The organism is Mucilaginibacter terrae (genome assembly GCF_042679325.1).
In the GTDB taxonomy this organism is placed as follows: Bacteria; Bacteroidota; Bacteroidia; order Sphingobacteriales; family Sphingobacteriaceae; genus Mucilaginibacter; species Mucilaginibacter terrae.
In genome coordinates, this window is sequence record NZ_JBHTMJ010000003.1 from 494,737 (window position 1) to 519,367 (window position 24,631).

At 39.0% G+C, this 24,631-nt stretch carries 22 protein-coding genes; 7 read left to right on the forward strand and 15 right to left on the reverse strand.

Annotated features, from left to right (window positions below; all coding sequences use genetic code 11):
- Window positions 1-10 precede the first annotated feature (10 nt).
- Genes ACFQ3S_RS04260 through ACFQ3S_RS04295 form a run of 8 tightly spaced genes read right to left on the reverse strand, consistent with a single transcriptional unit; the run spans window position 11 to window position 9,906 of the window.
- Window positions 11-1,117 carry a glycosyltransferase family 4 protein gene (locus ACFQ3S_RS04260; RefSeq protein WP_377161569.1) on the reverse strand — a complete coding sequence of 369 codons (1,107 nt, stop codon included), beginning with the start codon at window positions 1,115-1,117 and terminating at the stop codon, window positions 11-13.
- Complete coding sequence (locus ACFQ3S_RS04265) at window positions 1,114-1,665, reverse strand: serine acetyltransferase (protein ID WP_377161571.1); 552 nt, start codon at window positions 1,663-1,665, stop codon at window positions 1,114-1,116. The genes ACFQ3S_RS04260 and ACFQ3S_RS04265 overlap by 4 nt, the downstream gene beginning before the upstream one ends.
- Entirely contained in the window at window positions 1,643-2,701 is a 1,059-nt protein-coding gene (locus ACFQ3S_RS04270) for an acyltransferase (protein ID WP_377161573.1), read from the reverse strand. The genes ACFQ3S_RS04265 and ACFQ3S_RS04270 overlap by 23 nt, the downstream gene beginning before the upstream one ends.
- 20 nt (window positions 2,702-2,721) lie before the next feature.
- Complete coding sequence (locus ACFQ3S_RS04275) at window positions 2,722-3,891, reverse strand: glycosyltransferase family 4 protein (RefSeq protein ID WP_377161575.1); 1,170 nt, start codon at window positions 3,889-3,891, stop codon at window positions 2,722-2,724.
- The gene (locus tag ACFQ3S_RS04280) at window positions 3,888-5,345 is read right to left on the reverse strand and encodes an oligosaccharide flippase family protein (protein ID WP_377161577.1); all 1,458 of its coding nucleotides are present in this window, start codon (window positions 5,343-5,345) and stop codon (window positions 3,888-3,890) included. Before ACFQ3S_RS04280 ends, ACFQ3S_RS04275 begins: the two co-directional genes overlap by 4 nt.
- Window positions 5,314-6,642, reverse strand: coding sequence for an O-antigen ligase family protein (locus ACFQ3S_RS04285; protein WP_377161579.1), 1,329 nt, complete (start codon window positions 6,640-6,642; stop codon window positions 5,314-5,316). Before ACFQ3S_RS04285 ends, ACFQ3S_RS04280 begins: the two co-directional genes overlap by 32 nt.
- Before the next feature lie 49 nt (window positions 6,643-6,691).
- Window positions 6,692-9,109, reverse strand: coding sequence for a GumC family protein (locus ACFQ3S_RS04290; protein ID WP_377161581.1), 2,418 nt, complete (start codon window positions 9,107-9,109; stop codon window positions 6,692-6,694).
- 2 nt (window positions 9,110-9,111) lie between these two features.
- A complete protein-coding gene (locus ACFQ3S_RS04295) occupies window positions 9,112-9,906 on the reverse strand; it encodes a polysaccharide biosynthesis/export family protein (RefSeq protein ID WP_377161583.1) in 795 nt (264 codons plus the stop codon).
- Window positions 9,907-10,382: 476 nt separating this feature from the next.
- Here ACFQ3S_RS04295 and ACFQ3S_RS04300 point away from each other — a divergent pair, with 476 nt between their 5' ends.
- On the forward strand, window positions 10,383-11,591 hold the full coding sequence (locus ACFQ3S_RS04300) for a hypothetical protein (protein ID WP_377161585.1): 1,209 nt from the start codon (window positions 10,383-10,385) through the stop codon (window positions 11,589-11,591).
- 77 nt (window positions 11,592-11,668) lie between these two features.
- Here ACFQ3S_RS04300 and ACFQ3S_RS04305 read toward each other — a convergent pair whose 3' ends face one another.
- Window positions 11,669-12,067 carry a hypothetical protein gene (locus ACFQ3S_RS04305; RefSeq protein WP_377161587.1) on the reverse strand — a complete coding sequence of 133 codons (399 nt, stop codon included), beginning with the start codon at window positions 12,065-12,067 and terminating at the stop codon, window positions 11,669-11,671.
- Window positions 12,068-12,319: 252 nt separating this feature from the next.
- Here ACFQ3S_RS04305 and ACFQ3S_RS04310 point away from each other — a divergent pair, with 252 nt between their 5' ends.
- The 4 genes from ACFQ3S_RS04310 (at window position 12,320) to ACFQ3S_RS04325 (ending at window position 17,854) form a co-directional block, all read left to right on the forward strand.
- Window positions 12,320-12,991, forward strand: coding sequence for a MarR family winged helix-turn-helix transcriptional regulator (locus tag ACFQ3S_RS04310; RefSeq protein WP_377161589.1), 672 nt, complete (start codon window positions 12,320-12,322; stop codon window positions 12,989-12,991).
- A gap of 76 nt (window positions 12,992-13,067) precedes the next feature.
- Window positions 13,068-13,913, forward strand: a complete 846-nt coding sequence (locus ACFQ3S_RS04315; protein WP_377161591.1) for a 4-hydroxy-3-methylbut-2-enyl diphosphate reductase — start codon at window positions 13,068-13,070, stop codon at window positions 13,911-13,913.
- Between the two features lie 159 nt (window positions 13,914-14,072).
- Window positions 14,073-14,936, forward strand: coding sequence for a DUF1338 domain-containing protein (locus ACFQ3S_RS04320; protein ID WP_377161593.1), 864 nt, complete (start codon window positions 14,073-14,075; stop codon window positions 14,934-14,936).
- Window positions 14,937-14,941: 5 nt separating this feature from the next.
- Entirely contained in the window at window positions 14,942-17,854 is a 2,913-nt protein-coding gene (locus tag ACFQ3S_RS04325) for an FAD-binding and (Fe-S)-binding domain-containing protein (RefSeq protein WP_377161595.1), read from the forward strand.
- A 26-nt stretch (window positions 17,855-17,880) separates the two neighbouring features.
- Here the strand turns inward: ACFQ3S_RS04325 and ACFQ3S_RS04330 are convergent, their stop codons facing one another.
- Window positions 17,881-19,023, reverse strand: coding sequence for a putative sensor domain DACNV-containing protein (locus ACFQ3S_RS04330; RefSeq protein ID WP_377161597.1), 1,143 nt, complete (start codon window positions 19,021-19,023; stop codon window positions 17,881-17,883).
- A gap of 226 nt (window positions 19,024-19,249) precedes the next feature.
- Here ACFQ3S_RS04330 and ACFQ3S_RS04335 point away from each other — a divergent pair, with 226 nt between their 5' ends.
- The gene (locus ACFQ3S_RS04335; protein ID WP_377161599.1) at window positions 19,250-19,627 is read left to right on the forward strand and encodes a polysaccharide lyase; all 378 of its coding nucleotides are present in this window, start codon (window positions 19,250-19,252) and stop codon (window positions 19,625-19,627) included.
- 114 nt (window positions 19,628-19,741) lie between these two features.
- Here ACFQ3S_RS04335 and ACFQ3S_RS04340 read toward each other — a convergent pair whose 3' ends face one another.
- The 3 genes from ACFQ3S_RS04340 to ACFQ3S_RS04350 all read right to left on the reverse strand — a co-directional run bounded on the left by ACFQ3S_RS04340 (window position 19,742) and on the right by ACFQ3S_RS04350 (window position 21,819).
- Window positions 19,742-21,112, reverse strand: a complete 1,371-nt coding sequence (locus tag ACFQ3S_RS04340) for a dipeptidase (protein ID WP_377161601.1) — start codon at window positions 21,110-21,112, stop codon at window positions 19,742-19,744.
- A gap of 262 nt (window positions 21,113-21,374) precedes the next feature.
- A complete protein-coding gene (locus tag ACFQ3S_RS04345) occupies window positions 21,375-21,581 on the reverse strand; it encodes a hypothetical protein (RefSeq protein ID WP_377161602.1) in 207 nt (68 codons plus the stop codon).
- 55 nt (window positions 21,582-21,636) lie between these two features.
- Window positions 21,637-21,819, reverse strand: coding sequence for a hypothetical protein (locus ACFQ3S_RS04350; protein WP_377161604.1), 183 nt, complete (start codon window positions 21,817-21,819; stop codon window positions 21,637-21,639).
- Window positions 21,820-22,114: 295 nt separating this feature from the next.
- Between ACFQ3S_RS04350 and ACFQ3S_RS04355 the strand changes: the two genes are divergently transcribed.
- A complete protein-coding gene (locus ACFQ3S_RS04355) occupies window positions 22,115-23,431 on the forward strand; it encodes a tetratricopeptide repeat protein (protein WP_377161606.1) in 1,317 nt (438 codons plus the stop codon).
- A gap of 22 nt (window positions 23,432-23,453) precedes the next feature.
- On the opposite strand, the gene ACFQ3S_RS04360 is transcribed toward ACFQ3S_RS04355, so the two are convergent.
- Together ACFQ3S_RS04360 and ACFQ3S_RS04365 are read right to left on the reverse strand one after the other, a co-directional pair.
- Window positions 23,454-23,750, reverse strand: a complete 297-nt coding sequence (locus ACFQ3S_RS04360) for a hypothetical protein (protein ID WP_377161608.1) — start codon at window positions 23,748-23,750, stop codon at window positions 23,454-23,456.
- 211 nt (window positions 23,751-23,961) lie between these two features.
- Window positions 23,962-24,330, reverse strand: coding sequence for a helix-turn-helix domain-containing protein (locus tag ACFQ3S_RS04365; protein WP_377161610.1), 369 nt, complete (start codon window positions 24,328-24,330; stop codon window positions 23,962-23,964).
- Window positions 24,331-24,631 lie beyond the last annotated feature (301 nt).

A 24,631-nucleotide genomic window follows, 5' to 3' on the forward strand; every position in this document is an offset into this window, starting at 1 on the left:
GTTAAACCCATCACTTACGCGTAATTTGTTTTATAATTTCAGATAATTCTCCGGCCACCCGATTTTGGCTAAACTCTATTCCCTTGGCAATGTTTTTTTGTTTCATGGAGTTTAGGAGTTGGTGAGATTGTAATAATTGCTGCAATGCACTGCTTACACTCTTGATGTTTTGGGGCTCCACCCATAAGCAGTTATCAGGTTCGGTTAAATAATCGGTGGCGGCACGGGTAGGCGTAGTTATAATAGACATACCAGCTGCTACCGAATTAAACAGCGCCATGGGGAAGCCTTCGGGAAAATAGGTTGGAAAGACTAATATATCACAATTGGAATAATAGCTTACAACCTCCGCTTCTGCAATAAAACCAGTAAATATCACTCTTTGAGCTATATTTAGAGAACGTGCTACACTTTTCAGTTCTTCGAGCTCGCTACCCCATCCTACAATTATTAAAGTACATTCCTGGTACTGCTCTGCCACCTCTGCAAAAGCTTTTACAACTTCGTAAATACCTTTCTCTTTAATTAAGCGGCCAACAAAAAGTAATAATTGCTGATTGTTACTTATACCCAACTTTGACCTGAATCCGGCATCTATACTAAATTGATCGGTGCGTACTATATTTTTGGTTACAAATATTTTGTCTGCCTCTAAATATCCTGTTTCAATAACTTTTTTTTGTTCCTCTGTAGAAAGAAATAGCCAGCCTGCTATGTTTTCTTTTAAAAATGGTAATACCACTTTATTAAATAAGCCGGTTTGATGACCTAACACTTCAATAGCCGAACCGTGCGATTTAATAACAAAATGTACTTTTTGCCGGTACAAAGTTTTACAAATTACTATGGTTATAAAATCGCGGATACCAGCCAATACTTCAAGCCTCGAGTTAAAATAGATCACATCAGGCTTAAATTTCCGGGCTGTTTTAACCAGGGATAATGCATTTTGTACAATAACCCGCAGGCGCCCTGTTTTTGAGCTCACGCCATCTTTTGCGGCGTACTGGAACTGCTCACATGGGTAGCCGAGTTTTTGCATACCTTCTAATTCATCCAATGCAATTTCAACATGGTGCCTGGTGGGTACGCTAAATAATATTCTGGGTTTACTCATTCGCTAATATCGTTTTCTTGCCAATCTTTTCGTTTTCGTTCTATACCTGGGTTGCCTGTTACTACGCAATATGCCGATACACTTTTAACTACTACAGCGCCACAACCAATTTTCACATGATCTTTTATGGTTATTCCGCCTATTATACACACGTTACTGCCTACGTCAACATGGTTGCCAATAACCGGTGAGGTACTAAAACCATTAGTTGATTGCCGATTGCCGATAGTTGTACTTTGCCTGAGGGTGCAGTTATGTCCAATAATAACCTGGTTTGTCATTACCAAAGCTTGTCCATGGTATAATCTTAGATTGCGGCCTATTTTGGTGTTCCATGGAATTTCGATACTGAAAAACCACTCGACCAGTATGCGGTAAAATAGCAGGTATAAAAAGCCTAAGTAATAGTAAATTCTTCGGCGTGCGCAAAAGTTAGCCATCCTGAAGAGAAGCAAGATAATGCGGCCTTTAATATTGCCATTATTTACCTGCCAATCCTGAAACACGAATTCGAAAAAGTTCATCTTATCCTGAGATGTATTTTCCATAAGGCAATTTATTAACAATGTAAACTAACGCGGCGCTAATGAGTAAACAAATAAGCGTGGTTAACGGAATACCTATTACCGGCGTTATCAAACTATAATCTATTTTAAAGTGCGATAGAATACTGATGACCAAAAGGTGAGATAAGTAAATACCATATCCATAACGGCTCACAAAATCTCTTACCGTATTTATTGCATTGTTACGCAATTCACCTTGCTGATTTTTAATAATAATAAAGATGCCAATTGCAGCAAACAGCACATTTAAGGTTAAATACTCGTAAAACGTATGTGAGAAGGAACCTTGGTTGTATGTGTAAAGGTATGTGGCAGCTAATGTGGCAGCTACACCTGTTATAAATAAGATAATAGCACAATATAGTATTGCTTTGGAGATAACTAACCTTTCAGCAATAAAATACCCAAGTATCAGGTAACCTATATATCCTGTGAAATAGCTTAAATCCAGGGGTGAAGTTACACTCAATAATTTTTGCTGATGAAATAAAAGAGTAATAAACCAAATCCCCAGAAAGTAGATTATAGCTTTATTACTCGCTATAGAAACCCATGGCTGGATGATTGGTATAAACAGGTATAAGCCAATGATCATATACACATACCACAAATGCGGCGCAGCGCCTTGAGTAAGTTGCAAAATTAACCAATGACCAATGTTATGCATTGCAACTTGTGAGCCTTCATCCCGAAACTTTAATGCAAGGTTAAAGACAATGTAAACCGAACTCCAAAATAAAAAAGGGAGCATAATTCGATTTAGCCGTTTTTTTAAGAAGTTGCTCAGGCTTATGGTTTGAGGCAACAGTAAGGCACCGGTAAGCATCACAAAAACGGGAACACAAAAGCGGCATAATGAATCATACATATTGCCGATCCACCATACCGTATTACTGGCGCTGTTGGGGTTGTATTGAGTGAAAACAGCTGGGGTGGCTACATGCACCATAATTACCGCAATTGTGGCAATTACCCTTACGTTGTCAATCCATACCAATCTGGTGTTAGTCTCCTTCAATTAGCGCTCTCCTGTAAAAGTTATAATGATGTGTATTCGGTTAGTACAGCTTTCAGGCTGTCTTCCCATGAGCTTAGCGTATTACTTAATACAACGTTGTGTTGCAATTGCTTGTAATAGTTGTGTTTAAGGGCTAAAGCAATTTTTTCACTTAATAGCGCCGGGCAGGCTGGTGAAACTAACAAACCATTAAAATTATTATCAATAAATTCAGGAAACGATCCTACGTTTGTAGTAATAGCCGGTGTATCTAATGCAAAAGCAGTCATTAATACACCGCTTTGAGTGGCATCTAAATAAGGGCAAACCACAAATTTAGCACGGCTTATCAGGTCTATTAATTCATCGTTTGTAATATACCGGTTAATAATCTGAACATTGTCTTTATATTTTTCGGGTAAGTCATCGTTCAAAATATAGCTGTTAGTACTTTTACCAGCGATAACCAGCTTTTCATTAGCAAACTCCTCAAAAACGGCTGGCATAGCTTTTAGTAATACATCTATACCTTTATAAGGCGATATTCGTCCAAAAAATAAAATGTGTTCTTTCTCATCAGTTGATTTTTCGGGTGATTTTTTAAAATAACTATACGGGCGCATTTTAACAAGCAGTTTTTCACCACCAACCGATCTATAATTATTGGTAAAAAGCTTACGCGCAAAGTCAGAATAGAATATGAAGTATTTTTTAAAAGGCAGTTTAAAAAACAAGAAGTTAGGCATGCTAATCTTCCAGCTACTTTCCCCGGTATGTGGTACAGGGTCATGTATGACTAAAAATACTTTTTTTACCGAAAATAGAAACGGCAGCATTCCTATTGTTCGTAAAGTGTACCCTTCAAAATGAATGATCTCCGGCTTAAACGGTTTAATGTATTTCCAAACTGCTAACGATGCTTGCAAGGTAGACCATGAAAAGCCGGTACGATGCTCATGTATAATAAAGTGCATACTAATTGCCCCTTCAAAAAATGGTGCAAGCACTTTTAAACTCTTGTCACTTAAAACTTCCTCTGGAGTGGCTAACAACTTCCCTGTTGGAAAATCATGAATTTCAGCAACAGTTGAGTTTTTGGATGACGATGTAACCTCTATAAATATATGCAGGTCAACTTTCTTCTTTAATACGTTGATAATATCGAGCGAAAGATCTAAGAAGAACGTGGAGGTATAATATACAACGGTCATAACTGAGTTCGATAAGTCAGCCTCCGTTTACCAACAAAAAAAAGTGTTATTGCAGATGAAAGAATAATAAAAAGAAAACTTAGAAAAAATAGGTAGGGGTTTACATAGATTCCTAATTTGTAACAAGCTAAAACAGTTGCTCCTAAAGCTGCATAAAATAGTATGCAGTGAGTTACGGTCATTAATTTTTTACGGATAAGCGACACATCCTGCAATATATGAAACACCAGGAACGAGAAAAATACAGAATAGTTTACCACAGCCAGGTCTTTATAAAAATACAGGCCAATAAAACAGCCGGTCAAATTAACTATCAAACTTAAGATGTTAAACCACATATCCAGTTTTTCCAGCCCTATGGCTACCAGTAAATTCGCTTGCAACAATACTGTTGGTAATAGTAAAAAGGTAAGAAACATTTGCTGCATGCAGCAAACCGCACCAGGGTAACCTTTACCAAAAGCTAAAGGAATAATTAAGCCTGAAAACGAATACATAAAGGCAAAAGTAAGCATCGCAAACAGCGTGTAACCCATGAAAATATTTTTATAAAGTTGCTTTAGCTTTTCAATATTACCTTCATTGTAGTGTTTGATAAACTGCGGGTATATAGTAGTAGATGCTATAACCGGCATAATTTGCAAAACCGAAAATATACGGAACGAAACTTCGTAATCGGCCACATTGGTTAGCGTAAGCAATTTGGAAATGATGATGTTACCAATTTTCCAGTAAATGATAGAAATACTGCCTATCACTATAAACTGCCAATTTTTGATGATAAGCACCTTAATATCATCATAAGAAACCGTGGCAATCCATAGCGACTTTAAATTGATACTGTTTGAAGAGCCCAGTCGCATAAACAAGCCTAATGTCAGTATCCGAACCACAATCATAGCCGCAGATAATATAATAATAGAAAACGGATAGATAAACAACATACAGCCAACTAACAGCTTTAAAAACCCATCAATAACCAGTATGGTAGCCGTTTTGCGCTGCTCATTTTGAACTACATTTAAGCTTTTAATGGCATTGATGAAATTATCGAAGATAATGTTAGTTCCTAATATCAGGCACAAGATCCTAATTTGATCGGTAGGGTAAAGTACGTAAGCCAGCAATACATTAACGAGGTAAAATAAGATGCCCAAGCCCAACTGCGTTTTTAAGAACTTGCTGGTAAAGGCCAGCTGGTCGTTTTCCAAAACATATTGCCTAATAAACCATTGACCAAGGCCCATGGAGGAAAATGCGGCTACCAACTGGTAAACGGTAGTAGATATTAAGAACTGTGCAAAGTTGGCCGAACTGTATTTACGTGCTACTATAGCAAAAAATATAAATATAAATAGAATTTGCAGGATATTAGCTAAAATACCCCAGGCGCTATTTTTAACCAGCGACGATTGCGGGAAACTAAACTTCCTTAACCTGGGGAATTTGATCATCTTCGTAAGCAGGGTAGGAGACGATCAAGACGATCATGCTAACCACCATTATTAATATCCTGTAATCGTAAATAGAATAAACTGTATTGAATGCAACAGCCCAACTAACTAAGCCAGCCATAAAAAAGGCAATTCTTTGGTCGAAGATACCCTTTATGTAATTGATAAAGCCTTTAACTAAAGGCACAATAAGGAACAGCACAAATATACCAAAACCTGTAAAGCCTAATTCCGACATTATTTTTAAATAACCATTTTCAGGCTGATCAAAATATACCAACTGACCATCGGCTACCTCTAAATACTGCCCCTGAGCATGTCTTATAACATAATTTTGGTAGTTGCCAGAACCTATTCCTAACAGTGGATGCTTTTTAGAAATTTCAAAGGCTTCTTTCCAAATACTTTGACGGAACAAAAAGTCTTCGGATAAGTTTTTAGCCCGGTCAAACACCCCTGTTTGAACGGAGACAAATGTAAAGACCACATAACCTACAACAACTGCCACCAAGCCATAAATACGATACTGTTTGGCTGCCATAAAAAATACCAGGATTAAACCCAGTGCAAAACCGCCAAAAGCGGCACGGCTACCGGCCATGCTAATACCTACAATAGCTATTATAAATACCAGGTAGCTAAAAATGTGTGCTTTACGGGAAGCATCTTTTTCAATAAACAAAAACAGGAAACTACCCATGGCCAGGTATTGCCCGCTGGCCTGCGAATCATAAAACATACCCGGATAGCGCGTGATTAAAAATATAGGGTCAATCGTATTTGGACTGAGTTCGGGGTAAAATGTAAACCTTAAACCTACCACCCATTGTATGAGCACAAACGATAATGCAATTAAATAGGCAATTTTTAGCCCCTTGATAGCTTTAAGATAAAAGTGCGGGTCTTTATAACATTCAGTAAGAAAAAAGCGGGCGAAAATAAATATGGGCATTATCTTAAAAAAGTTTAGATAAGCCCTTGACGGAAATTCTGAAGCTAAACCGCCCAATAGTACTATTACAGCGAAAAGCACAAATAGTAAAAAGTAAAAGTTATTAGGATTGTAGCGGTTAATTGTAGTAAAATCTTTCAACAAAAATACCACGCTGTAAATGCAAATAGCATCAAATACTTTAAAACCTCCCCAAGCCTCGTTAGTGATCTTCAGATCCATTAAAGGCAACAAAGTTAATATAAAAAGCAAGCACGATTGTACTGTGTTGCCTTTGAAATAAATGTTTAAGGCAAAAAGCAGTAGCGCTATACCGGGTAAAATATAGATCAGCTTATCCAGCATTAACTAATTAATAAATTATGTAATAAGTAAAAAACAAATGTTAAGCAAGTTAAAACCTGCTTAACATTTGTTTCCACCTACTTTTAAATGATGCTTTCTTCGGCTTGGCGTTGTAATAGCTGTTATCGTAGTTATAACCGTAACCGTACTTGTTCTTCTTAATACCGTTAAATATGATGTTAATGTTAGGCAAATAACTGGCCTCATATACTTCTCGTATAAAGTTTAGCTCTTCCTTTCCTGTAAAACCCTGCCTTATGATGTATAACGATACATCGGCTTGTTTAGCAATGATCATAGCATCAGTTACCAAATGTAGAGGAGCAGTGTCAATTACTATATCATCGTACATTTGCCTTAGCTCTGTTATTAACTTGGCTAAAGAATCTTTTTCCAATAACTCAGATGGGTCCACCGGAATTTGTCCGGTACCAATAACATCCAGGCCAGAATAATTTTCCGTGTGCTGAATGATGCTTGTTATTGGTGTATTATCTTTCGACAAGTATTCGCTGATTCCGGGATGGTTGGACGGTAAATCGAAAATACCGGTAACCTTCGGCTTGCGAAGGTCCATCTCTAAAATAACCGTTTTTTTACCCGATGCCGCCAATGTGGTAGCGAGGTTAGTACTTACAAAACTTTTACCTTCTTTAGAGACACTGGAAGTTAGCAACGTAACCCTGCCTTTGGGTTCTGAAATGTCGTTATCTGTGTACAAGCTTTGAAACTGCAGATCTGCAATCTTACTTTTTGTACTTTGATGAAGATAGTTCAGGTTGGTTCTTAAAGACCGGAACTGCTCGCCAATAAGGTGATGTTTATTGTTCACTACTATTACCTCTTTGTCCAAATCATCGTATGATAATTCAGCTAAAACAGGCACATTTAAAGCTGTTTCAATATCGCGGCGGCCGGTAATTTTGTTGTTGAACGACTGCCTGAAATAAATGATCATGAATGGCACACCTATACCTAATAGTAAAGCTATGGCCGAGATCAATGAAGGCTTAGGCCATTTCATATCGCCTATGTTGGCTTTGTCCACAATACGTGCATCTACAAAAGTTGAAGCATAGCTTAATGCTAATTCTTCGCGTTTTTGTAAAAGATATACATACAGATTTTCTTTGATAGATTGCTGCCTCTTCATGCCCACAAACTGGCGCTCCTGAACAGGGATGTCTTTAATAGAAGACTCTGTTTTATTATTAACCGATTGCAATTCTCTTTTGGAATTTAATAACGACGATTTAACGCCATTTACAGTCTCCCGGATAGAAGCTTTGGTTAATGCAATTTGTTTGTTGATAGGCTCAAACAATGGATTATTCTCGGGTGTGGTAGCCAGCAGGGCACTTTTCTTTAATTGCAGATTAGAAAGCTTTTCTATCAGGCTATTCAATGCAGGATCGCTTATACCTATAGTAGCAGGCGCGTTAGCATTATTTGCAGAGGAGTTAACGTACTGCTCAATACCCGCAATAACATTCAACTGAACGTTTACCTCGTTAAGTTTGCTATCGTTAGCCTGTACGTTCTCCAAATAAACTTTAGCCTGTGAATTTATATCAGTTAATCCCTGGCTGCTCCGGTAACCTTCTACCTGCTTTTCGGCACTGCTTAGTTCTCCGGTAAGCGATGCCAGCCTTCGGTCTATAAAATCAATGGTACTTTTGGTAGTTCGTTTTTGCTCGTCGGATGCGGCTTCGTTATAAGCTGTAATTAAACTATTTAAAAAGTCTTTACCACGTTGCGGCACTTCATCGGTAATAAATAAACCAATAGTAGGCGCAAGCTTATCCAGCAGGTGGGCATCTAAAGCCTTTAAGTACTCATTACTCACCATTTCAGGATCGTTAAGGGCTACCGTTATGGTAGATCCCACGTACTGATCGAGTAAATTGGTGGGTTTCAGCAGCCAGGTGCCTAAACCGTTTTTAAATGATTGATTAAAAGTAACAGTTTGTTTTTTACCACCCAGGTTTTCCACCTCAAAATGGTTTTTGTCTGTAATTAATACTTCTAATTTGTCGCCGTTTATAACGCCTTTTCGAAGTAGTACAAATTTAAACGGTGTGGTTTCGTATAAATCCTTGGTTTTAAAACCTTGTTTGGTTTTGTAGCTGGTCCACAATTGTAAATTGTTAACCACCCGGCTTACCAGGTTTTTTGAACGTAAGATTTCAATTTCCGATTCTGCGTTTTTAGGAGAGCTGGATTGCTCCAGCTCTGGTAATGCGGCTTTATCTTGCGGCGATTTCTTTTCGTCTTTTACCAATATGGTGGCACTAACCTCGTAAGCGGGGGTAGCATTTTGAAGGTAGATGTAAGCACCTGCCAAAGCAATAATTAAGCACAGAACAAAAAGCGGCCAGTGATAAAAGTATTTGTTTAATACGGTTTTCAAATCTGAAAACTGGTGTCTATCGGCTTTATTATGATCTGTTGGCTGCCTGTTAGTCATACTTAGTTAGTAAATAATGAAACGGCAATGGCAATTAACGATAAGGCCGATATAATTAAGCTGGCATTACGGTATCCGGTATCAACCGTAGCTAATTTAAGTTTGCCTGGCTGTACAAATAATAAATCGTTAGATTTCATGTAAAAATAAGGCGATTGGAATAAGTTTTTAGAAGTTAGATCGATAGGAATATAAGTTCTTTTACCATTGATCTCTCTAACTAAGGTAATGTCATCGCGTTTAGCGGTAACATTTAAATCGCCGGCTAAGCTTAAAGCTTCAGTAATGGTTAGCCTGTCGCTGGTGCTTCGGTATATGTTGGGGCGTAATACATCACCTAAAACAGCTACTTTAAAATTCACTATTTTAACCGATACATTAGGTTTGCTCAAGTATGATAGCAGTTGCTGTTGCAATTGAACGGCTAATTGTGTGCTCGATAGTCCGCTAACTTTAACCACGCCTAATAACGGTAAAGTAACCTCGCCGTTTGAGTTTACTACATATCCGTAAACCGGGTTTTCTGCATTAGTGCCCGAATTTTGAATATTGTTGGTAAATACATTCGCCGCATCCTGGTTTAAACTGGTAACACTAATGGATATCTGATCTTCTGGCTGAATGGTTAAAGAAGACATATTGGTAATATCTTCGGTAGTAACCTTAGAGCGGTCGAGATCCTGAAAGTATGGTATTTTTTTGTAAGAGGCGCAAGAAGAAAAAATTGCTGTTACCGTTAGTAATAATATAAAGAATTTTAAATTTTGTGTTGAGCAGGTACTGTTTTTTGCATTCATGGATGTAGATGTTAATAGTTATAATTTGTTTATTTATTATATGATTGAAAAAAGTATAAACTTTACATAGCCGTATAAGTAATGTATTTGTTTACAATGCGTGTAAGTAAGTATTACAAATATTAGTTTTAAGCAATAACTTAAATAAGATTTTGTTAGGCACAAAAATTAACTGTTTAATAAATGCAGTTACAAAAATTAATACTATGGGCATTTAATGTTTATGCTTATTTAAGGAGAAATTTCCTTTTTAACTTGTGAAGCAGGTTCACTCCCTTGGTCAACTTTAATGCCAAAGTGTTTTTTAACACAAAAAAATTGAAATATTGTTAATAATGATATTCGTATGATGTTATATTTTTAATATGAAGTTATTTTATTTATTATTATTTATTACAATAAGCTTAAGCGCACACTCAAAAAATTATTATGTAAATAGTAAAACCGGCAATGAAAAGTTTGACGGGTTAAGTACTTTGAAGCCTAAAAAAAACATACAGCAAGCTGCCGGCCTAACCAAAGCGGGTGATACTGTTTTTGTAATGAACGGCACCTATACTAATGATTGTGCTGCATGTAATGTGCTTAATGTTCTAAAGAGCGGAAAAAAAGATAAGTACATTGTATATATCAATTATCCTGGTCATAAACCGGTAATACGCTTTAATGGTTGGGCCGGTATTGCCATAAGTAACGGCGTAAGCTATGTGAAAGTAATTGGTTTTGAAGTAATTGGTAACAATGCCAAAGTAAAATTAGCTAATGCGCTTAAACAGCCTCAAAGTTGTAATAATAAAAAGGGGAAACTCGATCCGCGTTATAACGGTAACGCTATTGTAATTGAAAGTAAAAAGAATAAACGCTCGCATCATATTGTAATTGCCAGAAACCTGGTACACGATTGTGGCGGTGGGGGCATAGGTGCATCGCAGTGCGATTATGTAACCGTAGAAGAGAATATTGTTTATAATACCAGTTGGTACACTTTATTTGGTACAAGCGGCATAGCGTTTTACCAGTTTTGGAATTATGATTATGCTAAAGGTTACCATAATATTATCAGGAAAAATAAATGTTATAATAACTGGTCGCTTGTACCATGGATAAAAATGTGTAAGATTTACGATGGCAACGGTATTATAGTGGATGACTTCAGAAATAAACAAAACGGATCAAAATTAGGAGAATACAAAAGCCGCACCTTAATTGAGAATAATATTTGTTGGTATAATGGTGGCACCGGTATTCATGCCTTTCAAAGCGATCATGTTGATATTATCAATAACACAGCGTACTGTAACTCGCGTACACCCGGCTTTAACCCGGGGCAAATTTTAACCGGGGTAAGTAACGATAATAAGATCGTAAATAATATTATGGTGGCCGATTCTTTGGCGGTAATCAATTCTAATTATCAAAACACCAACCTCACTTACCAAAACAACCTACATTTTAATATCACCTATCCTAATAAGGCCATCGTAAATGTATCAAGTGCTTCATGTATTAACGGTAAAGACCCCGGTTTTATAGATCCGGTAAGAGGACTCAAAGCCAATTTTAGTTTAAAACCAAATAGTCCGGCTGAAAAGCGTGGGCATAATTCCATTTATAGCAAAACTGATTTTGCCGGTCGTTTGCGTGCAAAAAGCGGTGCACCTACCATCGGAGCCTTTGAATTTTAGTAATTGTCAAATACAGGTCTTCAGCAGGTTGCTGAGGTTTAGCTTATTTTGATAATAGTGATTTGATCAGCCATAATTTACATCACTTTTTTGCATGTCATTACTAATTCTCCCTGGTCATAAATGAGCAGGTTGCCGGCTTTATCTACCTTGTACAGTTCAGCATTATTATTAATATTTACGTAGCCATTCGTGGTCTTCGTCAATTCCGTGGCCGATGGGTCTATCTCAGGTACATCGCTTACAACAAGCTTGGTTCCTGGAAATGCAATGGCCTGTATAAAAAACTGTTTGTCTTTTGATATCACCACGTATGCAATTTGTTCGCCCTTATCCGATTTAATGAGTTCATCATACCATACACCAACCAGTTTTCCTGTAGCTTTTTGAACAGGTGCCGGTACTGCCACCGGGGCAGATTGCTTTGCTTCCTGATTTTTAGGCTTATTATCACATGCGCTGAAAATTAACATCATTGCTATGGCGGTTATTAAATTATTACGGTTCATATATGTTGAGATGTAATTAATAGCAACGAAAGTAAATAAATAAGCCTGGTTTTTTATACAACTATTTGAGGCCTTAAAGCCTGCTTAACGTATTTTTACTTGTTTAATACCCGGATAGTTATCATATATTTGTAAACTTTTTGCAGAAAAATTAACATAATAGTTACAAATTGTTACGTTATAGTAAACAATAACAAACAAATCAGCTTAGCCCCTTAAATGAAATCATACGAATTGGTGCATCAATTATTAACACTGGTAGAGCAGTTTGAGCAGGAAAGCTCTCAAGCCGATCTTTCTATGCAAAGTTTTGCCGGTTTTTTGGTCAACAATTTAAATCCGCAGGCACCTTCTGAAATTAACCCTGATATACGTTTTGGTGAAAATGAAGAACAAGCACAAGCCCAGGCCTATCAAATTGATAACAGCATAGCCCGGCTGTTCGTTTACATGAGCCGCTACGCTAAATCATACATCAAAAAAGCTTTAGAAGGCACACCATTGCAAACAGCCGAAGATTTTACCTGCCTGGCTATACTGCTTACACATGATGATATGTCGAAAGGTGATCTCATTAACCGTAATCTCCAGGAAAAAACATCGGGCACCGAGGTGATCCGCCGTTTATTAACAGCCGAACTGGTAGAGCAGTGGAATGATGACAAAGACAAGCGCGGCAAGCGTATTGCCATAACCCCTAAAGGCAAAGAGTTACTTTACACGGTTTTTAATGATATGAACCACGTGGGCAAAATGGTAAGTGGCAATTTAACACTATCCGAAAAGCTGATGCTCCAGCACCTGCTTCAAAAGCTGGAGAATTTTCATTACCATATTTACGAAAGCAAAAGCATCCTTACTAAGGAGCATCTGCTTGGCTTTGAAAAATAAATTAAATTTATAGTCCAAATCTATTCTAATTAAACTATTTTAGTTCGTAATTGTATATTGATACGATTTGCTAACTATGCTCAGTTTAAAAATTGATATTGACAATAATTCGGGATTTTGTTTTGGTGTGGTTTATGCCATTGAAATGGCCGAAGAAATTTTAAATGAACAGGGCTATTTGTACTGCCTTGGCGATATTGTTCATAATGATGAAGAAGTACACCGTTTACAGGAACGGGGGTTACGTATTATCGATTACGGATTTTACAGATCGCTCACTAACGAAAAGGTACTTATCCGTGCCCATGGCGAACCGCCTTCTACCTATCAAACCGCGCTTCAAAACAATATTCAACTAATAGATGCCTCTTGCCCGGTGGTACTCAAACTTCAAAACCGCATTAAACGTACCTATGATGAACGGAAGCCGGTTTACATTTTTGGTAAAGAAGGCCATGCCGAAGTAATAGGCTTAAAAGGGCAAACCAATAACGAAGCAGTTGTATTTGGTAGCTATGAAGAAATGAGATCGCACCGTTTTCCGCAGGAAATAACTTTGTACAGCCAAACTACTAAAAGCACTGCCGAGTTGTACCGCATTAGGGATGCCATTGAAACCACTGGTGTAAAGGTAGATCTGAAAGATACCATTTGCAGGCAGGTATCCAACCGCGACGAGGAATTAAGGTCATTTGCCGCTGCTTATGACATCATCATATTCGTATCCGGTTCCAAATCATCTAACGGAAAAATGCTTTACGCGGTTTGTAAAGAAGCTAATCCCCAAACCTATTTCGTATCAGCAATTCAAGACCTCAGAAGGGAGTGGTTTACGCCTAACCAGCGCATTGGCATTTGCGGGGCTACCTCAACGCCCATGTGGCTCATGGAAGCCGTTAAAACTAAACTGGCCGAAATGTAATAAGGTATAACTCATTCAACGAGCAAAATTATTTAATCATGCCAACGGCACCGCATGTATAAAAGCTTTATTTTTTGATTATTTTTGATACTCGGTTAAAAGCTTTACTTGCTCAATATGAATTTTACACGGCATACCCCTCTAGATATTTTTTTGAATATGCTTTTTGAACGGTACCAGGAAAAAGTACCGGCCGTAAAAAAAATCACCCAAGCCATGATCGATCGTGGTATAGTGAGTTCGCAGCAAGAAATTGTGAACGATCATATCGCCTTTCGTACCCTGGGCGTACCTTATCTGGGTATCCAATCATTTGAGAAGATCTTTTTGCATCACGGTTATACCAAACGCGATTACTATTATTTTGAAGGCAAAAAGCTTAACGCCTACTGGTACGCGCCCCCAACCCAAGCCTATCCGCGCATTTTTATGAGTGAGTTGGTGGTTACCGAACTATCCGATAAAGCCCAATACATCATCCATCAATATACAAATCATATCACCGCCGACCCGGTAGATGCACTCGACCTTAACAATGGTCAGCAAATAGGTGAGTTTTTCCACCAATCACTTTGGCAACTGCCCACCAGAAAAGATTACACCGACTTGCTGGAAGAAAGCGAATACGCGGCATGGGTTATATACAACCGCTACTATTTAAACCACTACACCATTAGCGTTCATGCTTTAAAGGAAGGGTATAATAAACTGGCAGGGTTTAATCAATTTGTTGAAGGATTGGGTATTAAGCTAAATACATCGGGCGGTAAGATTAAGATTAGCGGTGATGGGCTTTTAAGCCAAAGCAGTACCGTGGCCGAAATGCAGGAAGCTACCTTTGCCGGTGTCGAAACCATGCGTATTGCCGGTAGCTATGTGGAGTTTGCCGAAAGGGGAGTGCTACCTCAATTTGCACATTTGCCGGTTGAGCAGCTACAAACAGAGCACCGTAGAGACGGGTTTGAAACCAATAATGCCGATAAGATTTTTGAAAGCACTTATACCGGGCAAACCAGGTCCTGATTTTAATGGAGGAAAAATTAAAGCAACTGGCCGCAAAATTGGAAGGCGAATTTTACGCCGATAAAACCATGCGTACGCTGTATGCAACCGATGCCTCGGCCTATGCCGAAATGCCCCTTGCAGTTGCCATTCCACGGTCAAACGAAGACCTTAAAAAACTGATTACTTTTGCACGCGAACAAGGCACATCGCTTATTCCGCGTACTGCGGGTACATCGCTGGCGGGGCAAGTGGTGGGCAAAGGCATTGTGGTTGATGTATCTAAACATTTTACGCAGATAATAGAACTTAATGTAGCCGAAAGATGGGTGCGCGTGCAGCCGGGCGTAGTGCGCGATGAACTGAACCGCTTTCTGAAACCACATGGCCTTTTCTTCGGTCCCGAAACCTCTACCGCTAACCGGGCCATGATAGGGGGTATGGTAGGGAATAACTCTTGTGGTTCTAATTCCATCATCTACAAAAGCACACGTGAGCATACGCTGGAGGTAAAAGTAATTTTAAGCGATGGCTCGGATGTGGTGGTCAAAGCTTTAAGTTTTGATGAGTTTATTGCCAAATGTTCAGGCGATACATTGGAGGCTAATATTTACCGGTCAATAAGAAGTCAGTTAAGCAATTATGAAAATCAGGTAGAAATCAGGAAGGGATTTCCGAATAAAACGATTGCACGCCGGAATACCGGGTATGCGATTGACATGCTACTGGATACGGCACCTTTTACCGCTGGCGGTTCAGACTTTAATTTTTGTAAGCTCCTGGCCGGGTCAGAGGGAACGTTGGCCTTTACCACTGAGATCAAACTGAATGTAGTGCCTTTGCCGCCCAAAGAGGTTGGCTTACTCTGCGTACATTTTAACACGGTTGACGAAGCTCTTCGCGCTAACCTTATAGCGCTGAAATATGTACCCAGTGCTAGTGAACTCATCGATCATTATATACTTGATTGTACCAGAGACAATATGGAGCAGCGCCAAAACCGCTTCTTTGTGCAGGGTGATCCGGGTGCTATATTGGTGGTGGAATATGCACGTAATAGCAGGAAAGAAGTCACCGCTATAGCCGAGCAAGTAGAAGCAGAAATGCGTTCGGCAAATTTAGGCTACCATTTTCCGTTGTTGTTTGGCAACGATACGCAAAAGATATGGACATTACGAAAAGCTGGTTTAGGTTTATTAAGTAATTTGCCCGGTGATGAAAAAGCCGTTGCGGTAATAGAAGATACCGCCGTTGCTGTAGAAGATTTGCCAGCTTACATTCGCAATTTTAATGAGATTCTAACCCGGTACGGTTTGTATGCCGTGCATTATGCCCATGCCGGTTCGGGTGAGTTACATTTACGGCCAATCATTAATTTGAAAACTGCTGAAGGCAACCACTTGTTCCGGGTAATTGCGCAAGAGATTGCCGCGCTGGTTAAACGGTATAACGGCTCTTTAAGCGGTGAACATGGCGACGGCAGGTTGCGGGGTGAATTTATTGAGCAGATGATAGGCACGAAAAACTATCAGTTGCTTAAAGAGATCAAACAAACCTGGGACCCGCAGCACATTTTTAACCCCGGTAAAATTGTAGATACGCCGCCTATGAATACCATGCTACGCTACCAGCCGGGGCAGCAAACACCTGCTTTTAAAACCGTTTTCCGTTATCCCGGCCAGGATGTATTGCAGCATGTAGAGCAGTGTAATGGTTCGGGCGATTGCCGCAAATCGCACCTGATGGGAGGTACTATGTGCCCATCCTACATGGCTACCCGAAACGAAAAAGATACCACACGGGCAAGGGCAAATATTTTACGCACGTTTCTGACCAGTTCAGATCAGGTAAACCGTTTTAATCATCCCGAAATTAAGGAAGTGATGGACTTGTGCATCAGTTGCAAAGGCTGTAAATCCGAATGCCCATCTAACGTGGACATGGCCAAACTCAAAGCCGAATTTTTGCAGCATTACCAGGATGCTAACGGCATACCTTTTCGGTCAAGGTTAGTTGCCAATTATGCCCGTTTAGCTCAAATAGGTTCGCTTTTACCGGGCTTATATAATTTTGCAATAACTAATAGTGTTGTGAGTAAGCTGATTAAAAAAGTTGCCGGTTTTGCTACCCAACGTTCCATGCCAACATTACATCGTATTACGTTAATTAAATGGTTTAAACAGCATCAAGTAAATGTAGGTACAAAGGCAAAAAAGGTGTACCTTTTTTGTGATGAATTTACCAATTACCAGGATACGGAGGTAGGCATTAAAGCTATTTTATTGCTCGAGAAGCTGGGCTATGAGGTACTCATCCCCGAACATTTTGAAAGCGGCCGGGCGCATATCTCCAAGGGCTTACTTCGTGAGGCCAGGAAAATAGCCAGCCGTAATGTAACGTTGTTAAGTCAATTGATCTCTACACATACACCACTCATCGGCATTGAGCCATCGGCTATATTAACTTTTCGTGATGAGTATGTGGACCTGGTGGAGGATAACCAATTGGCCGACGCCCGGCACCTGGCTGCTCATACTTTTTTAATAGATGAGTTTTTAGCCAATGAATTCATAAAAGGGAACATAAACCCCAATCAGTTTACTGCCGAAAAAAAGCACATTATGCTGCATGGGCATTGCCAGCAAAAGGCTTGGTCGGATTTGGGAGCTTCACAACAGATCTTGTCATTTCCTGCAAATTATACGGTAGAAACCATTCCATCCGGCTGCTGCGGTATGGCCGGTTCATTTGGGTACGAAAAGGAACATTATGACTTATCTATGCAAATAGCCGAATTGGTATTATTGCCGGCAGTTCGCAATCAACCAGCAGATGTAATTATAGCGGCCACCGGCACCAGCTGCCGTCACCAAATTAAAGACGGGGCGGCAATAAGAGCATGGCACCCGGTCGAGGTATTATATAATGCTTTAGCGTAAGAATTAATTTTGCAATTATATTTTGTTTACAATAACAAAACATCAATACGGTGGGCGTGTACCGTTTGCAATTTTTCCGACCAGGCAAATACCGTAAACTGGCCGTCTTGTGAGGCTACCAGTGCTATGGCATCATGCTGGTCGTGTACAAACTGGGCTGCGGCCAAATGCCTGGTGCCCCCGTTTTGTGCCGGATGAACACGGCTGGCTTGCACACCGGCAACAGGTTCGGTAATAATAATTTGTCCAACCGGTACGCTGGTATCAGAGCGGGTTACTTTAGCACCAAAAGCCAGCAAATCATATTGCTGGGTAATTACCGTGGCACCATCTACCGCGGTAAAGCCGCCAATAATATCAATAGCCTGCAATAGCGATTCCTGCCATTCAAATGTATCTTTTTCCTGTTCGCTATGCGCCATCAAATCGGCAATAACGGTATAGGGTGGGGTAACAATATATTTAATGGGTTGAACAATGGATCTTTCCCAATCGCTTGAATTTGGGGGAACGATTAAAACCAAACCACCACGGCGATGTATGCGCACGGCCGCGGCCAATTGCAACAGCACGTTGAAGGATTCGCCCATGAACGAGGGCAGCGACATATTCATGAGCGATGCCAGTAATGCCGGGCATTCTGCTATCCCCATCGATTTTTCGTCGAGTACTTTGATCTGGTCGCCTTGTAAAACAGCAATGTTCACAAATTTGCCGAAGCCGGCCAGGCGGCGATGTTTAATAACCAGTAAACCGGGTTCTACCACTTCTAACACAAAGCAAATGCCGGGTACGGTATGGGTAGTTCCCCATATATACAGCTCATCGTTTTCGTGCCAAACCCCTAAATGGATGCCGGGTTGCTCAACGGCAGGAGCCAGCTTAACCAGGTTATGTGGAGTCAAACGTAAACGCTGACCAAAAATCAGAGGTTTTCCTGCCTGATCGGGTCGGAGCAATGCCAGGGATATACTGGGAGAATGTCCTTCTTCGCGGCGTAAACTGGCCCAAAAGGCAATGTCAATTACCGCTTCAATAATATTAGCGTCTAATGCCGAAGCCAAATCCTTTTCGCCAAGTTCGCGGGCAACAGCCAGGTGTTCGGCAAAATGATTTTCTATGGTTACTGCTACCATGCGCGCAGCCAGATACGAAGGTTCGGAAAACATACAGGATTATATTTACAACAATGATAACGATGAGCGGCGGTATAACAAAAGTATTAGCGCAATGCTTGTGTAAAATAACGCTTATACAATATCATTTATGCTGGAAAGATTTAATGAAACAATGTTTATTTAAGGAGCTTAGCGTACGCAGAACTGAGTTTTTTAATATCTAACCCGAATGGTAGGGAATATGAACTCACCTTAAAAGTAGGTTTCGGCGCCGGTTTTGAATGGAGCAAAGGCGGCAAGGTTGGTTTCGGCTTTAATATTGGTAAAGCTGGGTACTGATAACCCGTACTTTCGCCCATGTATATTACAAGATATGCCCGCCGATTGTGGTGACAGCTTTGGCAAACAAAGTGTTAACCAGAATAGAGACCAATGGTACACCTTAAAAACACGCGTAAAAAGTAATTTAGGTACCGCAACCAACAGGAGTGTGCTCTATGAAATTGATGAGGTAACCTTATTAAACCAATCCATACGATGGATAATTAACGATGCATACCACAATATTCAACAGATAAAGTTTCACACCTTTAGAGGTGGGAGCGATGAGTACTGGGAATTAACCACGGATGGTGATATTTATATGATTACCTAACCTGGACTAAAATTGCAGATTAGTTTGTAGTTGCATCAATAAGAGTACAACAAAAAAAGCGTTTACATAACTATCAATTGATGATCATATAAACGCTTTTCGGTATAAATTAACTTATTTACTGAGTTCGGTATAGTGCTTATAAAACAATGGAATGGTTTCTATGCCTTTGTAGTAATTGTAAATATCGTATTTTTCGTTAGGAGAGTGTAGCGCATCACTATCGAGCCCAAAACCCATTAAAACGGTTTTGATGCCTAATTCAGCTTCAAATAGTGCTACGATAGGTATGCTTCCGCCGCCACGTGTTGGAATAGGATCAACCCCAAAAGCTTCACTGATGGCTTTTTGAGCTGCTTTGTAGGCTACACTATCGGTAGGTGTAACAACAGGTTCGCCACCATGATGAGGAGTAACCTTTACCTTTACATAGGGAGGAGCAATGCGGGCAAAATGCTCGGTGAATAATGCCGTGATTCTTTCGGAGCTTTGGTTAGGTACCAATCGCATAGATATTTTGGCATTGGCCTTTGAAGGCAGTACGGTTTTGGCACCTTCGCCAATGTAACCGCCCCAAATACCATTTACCTCTAAGGTAGGGCGTGTGCCGGTGCGCTCCATGGTAGAGTAACCCTTTTCGCCCCATACCTCCGTAATATCCAGGTCTTTCTTGTATTCTTCTTCATTATAGGGGGCCGAATTTAAAGCTTTACGCTCATCATCGGTTAAGTCCACTACATCGTTATAAAAGCCTGGAATGTTAACCTGATTATCTTCATTGTGTAACGAAGCTATCATTTTGGCCAGTATAGTGGCAGGGTTGGCTACCGCTCCACCGTAAACACCCGAGTGCAGATCGCGGTTAGGACCAACTACCTCCACTTCAAGGTATGACAAGCCACGCAGGCCGGTTTCGAGTGAAGGCGTTTCCATACTGATCATCGAGGTATCGGAGATCAGAACCACATCGGCTTTTAACCGCTCTTTATTTTCTTTAACAAATATTCCCAGGTTGTTGGAGCCAACTTCTTCCTCGCCCTCTATCATAAACTTGATATTGCAGGGCAGGGTGTTAGTCTGCATCATGAGTTCAAAGGCCTTTACATGCATGTAAAACTGACCTTTGTCGTCGCAGGCACCACGGGCATAAATTTTACCATCGCGAACCGTAGGTTCAAATGGCGGTGTTTTCCATAACTCTAACGGATCTGGCGGTTGAACATCGTAATGTCCGTAAACCAAAACCGTAGGCTTTGTACTGTCAATTATCTTTTCGCCATAAACAATTGGGTAGCCGGCCGTTTGGCAAACTTCCACATTATCGGCGCCAGCTTCGCGCAGTTTCTTTGCTGTGTAATTGGCCGTGTTTAAAACATCGGCTCTGTACTTCGGATCGGCACTAACCGACGGAAAGCGCAGCAACTCAAACAACTCGTCCAGCAAACGCTGCTTATGATCTTCAATGTACTGTCTGATGATTTGCATAATATATTGCTAAAAAAAAGCAAATATATATAATTTATCTTCAAGCAAATTAGCACATCAACACTACAAAAGCAGCAATTATGTTAAAATTTATAAACTAACAACTGCTATATTATAAGCTTATATTAAAAATATGTTAAGCCTATAGCAGTAGCCTATAGTTGTATTGCAATTAAATAATAATTAACTTTAAAGCTATTAATCATAGCTATATAGCTTAAGTTTTGTTCAATTTATCTCACTGTAAACAAATACAATTTAGTTATATACCACCATCGGCGGTACCTAAATTGCTTTTTAAATTTCTGGTATTGGCTTTACTAAGTACAGCTTTAGCTTCGGCTAATTTAACTGATGCAGCAATTGTAGATGCAGCTGTAATAGAGGGTTTAACCTGGTTAGCTTTGCTTAAAGTAATTAAACTCCCCGAAGTAATAAATATAGCCGAAGCAATAAATATTTTTTTCATGATACCAATATTAAAATTTTGAAAATCAACAATGAGATTTTAGAACAGAAAATAATTACGGTTTTTTAACAGGACGGTCAATGCCACCATCACCTGTACCTAAACCACCACCACTTTCGCCATCATCATCGGGATTTCCTGCCACAGTTTCAGTTGTTGGAGATACGTTATCTTTAGTACAAGAAGAGATCATTCCGGTAGAAAATAAAAGAGCTGCAATGAATAGAATCTTTTTCATAAAAATTTGTTTAATAGTAAATTATGTTTGTTATATAAAGTAACACTGCAAATGTAATTAAGTTTTTTGTTAAACAAAAAAAATAAAAATATTTTTTTTGAGAAATTTTGACTTGCATCTCGTTATCTTTATAACATTTGATACGATTTATCGTAATACAGTTTTAATGAAGAAGATTTTTACTTGCTTATTTCTTGTTTTCATTTGTTTAAATTGTTCAGCCTACACATACATTAATTTAAAGCCCAGTCAAGATTCAACGGAAGTTATAAATTTAAACATCCGGGGTTTTGATATGCGCTTAACTGATGCTAAGCAAACAATTAAATATGCAGACAAGGCCTTAATGCTGGCACAAAAAATTGGTTTTAAAAAGGGCTTAGCTGATGCATATAGGGTTAAGGGACTTGGTGAACGTTATTTAGGCAACGGAGAAAGAGCTATTGATAATTACTTATTGGCGTTGGCTGTATTTAAGGAGTTAGGAAGTAGTATAGGTGAGATCAGGATATACTTGAATATTAGCTCGTTATATCAAGAAATTGATTACGATAAGTGTTCCGAATATTTAAATATGGCTAAAGATCAATACAAATCAGCCAATATTAATGATCAAAACCTGTTGGCTTCAATATATTTGAATTTTGGTAACCTAAACCAGTTGCAAAAAAATTATAACAAATCATTAGCTTATTACAGTGAAAGTTACGAGCTTATAAAGAAGCTGAATAACCCCGATCTTACAGTCACAGTATTGCAAAATCTTGGTGTAATATATTCAACCATAGGCAACAAAATTAAAGCCAAACAGTATTTGTATAAGGCTTTGGAACAGGCCAAAGCGCTGGATTTGAATCAGTCTATTTCGCAAATAAATTTTACCCTATCTGAAATTTTTATTGCTGAAGAAAATTTTAAACAGGCAGAAGCAAGTTTAACTGAAGGCAAAGCTTACACCGAATTGGTAAATAATGAGGATATGCGCCATAATTATCAAATAGCCTCTTACCAGCTCGAACTTAAAAGAAAGAACTTTGAACAAGCCCTGAATTACCTGCAAACCATATACAAACAAGATAGTATCAATTACAAATCGCGTAATTCGGCAGCGCTGAGCTTATACCAGGCCAAGTACCGCCAGGAAGAATTGAGCCGGAAGAATGAACAAATTATGTTGAGGCAGAAATATGATCGCAGCATTGTTATAGGCACTATCATATTAGCTGCTTTTTTAGTTTTGGTAATTGTGTTGTTATTTAGTAATGTTAAACGCAAGGCAGATACCAATAAAAAACTAACCGAACTTAATACCGAAATTTCTATTCAGAAAGATAATCTCGATCGTATCAATCATCATTTAGAGGAGATTATTGATGAACGTACCAAGGATTTGCAGCTTAAAAATAAAAAGCTGTCAGAGTATTCGTCTCATTTGTCTCACCAGGTAAGAGGTCCTATAGCCACCTTAAAGGGTTTAATGAATTTGGAGCAGGAAGGCCTGGTAAGCCAGGAAGAATGTATTCAAATGATGATTAAATGCGTTTCGGAAATTGATGATAAAATTATTGATATGAGCGATATGCTTCATAACCCTCAAAGAGGAGGGTTTTAAATCAATGTTTAATAAACAGAATTTAAGCAAGTTTTAATAAGGGTAAGCTTGAGTGTATTTGCGCTTCAAGTAAACCAAGATAAACACAATACCAGGCTACCATCTCTAAAATTAATAGTTCACGATGCTTGCGGTACCCCTGTGTTTCAAATGCAAGGGTTTCTTTACCCGAAGTAACAAAAAATCGTACCTCTCCTTTACGCGGTTTAAATTTCGATTTCAATAGATCGATCACAGTTACCTTTAGTTTGGTATCCGGGTCGTGGATGGTGCCTAATTTTACAGCGGCGTCGGGAGATGTGGATAGCAAATAATTCATTTTTAACTTGTTATATATACAAGTGTTTAATTACAATTATTACTCCAAAATTGCCGGTTAGCGTTTGAAAAAACAGAATGCCGCAATAATTGATTATTAGTAAACGTAATTAACCTAACGTTTAATCAAATGTTGCGGCAAAGGGTACATAAGGTAATTGTTATCTTAATTAGGCAACAATAGTGTCAATAAAATTAAACAGGACACGTATTTATACGGCAACGGATTTCCTGTTATGTAATTCTTCGTACAGTTCAATAACCTTGCGTTGCAAATCAGCAATTTCAGTTTCACGGTCGGTTAGCTTTTTTTGCGCCGCACTCATGCTCGAGTATTGCTTTTCAGTTTCGGTTAAACCTAAACCCAGCAATTGTACCACACTTATCTCGTAAATATTGGCAATTTGCTCCAGGCGTGATAAATTGACATCGGTAATACCGGTTTCAATTTTTGAAAATGCAGGAATGGAGATGCCTAACCGATTAGCAATATCTTCCTGGCTCCAGTTGCGTTGGTGGCGTAATGTACGAATGTTGTTGCCAACCGAATTGACAGCTTTGTTGTTAATTAATGGACTCATAAACTTTGTTTAAACACCAATTAGGGAAAAGGGTGTATAAGCAAATATTCAAAGGTAATGCCACCAATTAAAATAGCTCTTTTGAGCCTGTTAAAGGGTTTATAAGATACTTATTAGTTAAATTTGTTGAAAATATTCCCCAATATATGGGTAATATTTACATAGCCTATTACTCACATTGAGATAATATGTATTAATTGTTGAGGTAGTTGCCTTATTGTTAACAGATTTGTTTGAAACGATGTATGTGTATTTCGTGCTTAATGTAATTTATACACTTAACAATATTTGCCAAAACAGC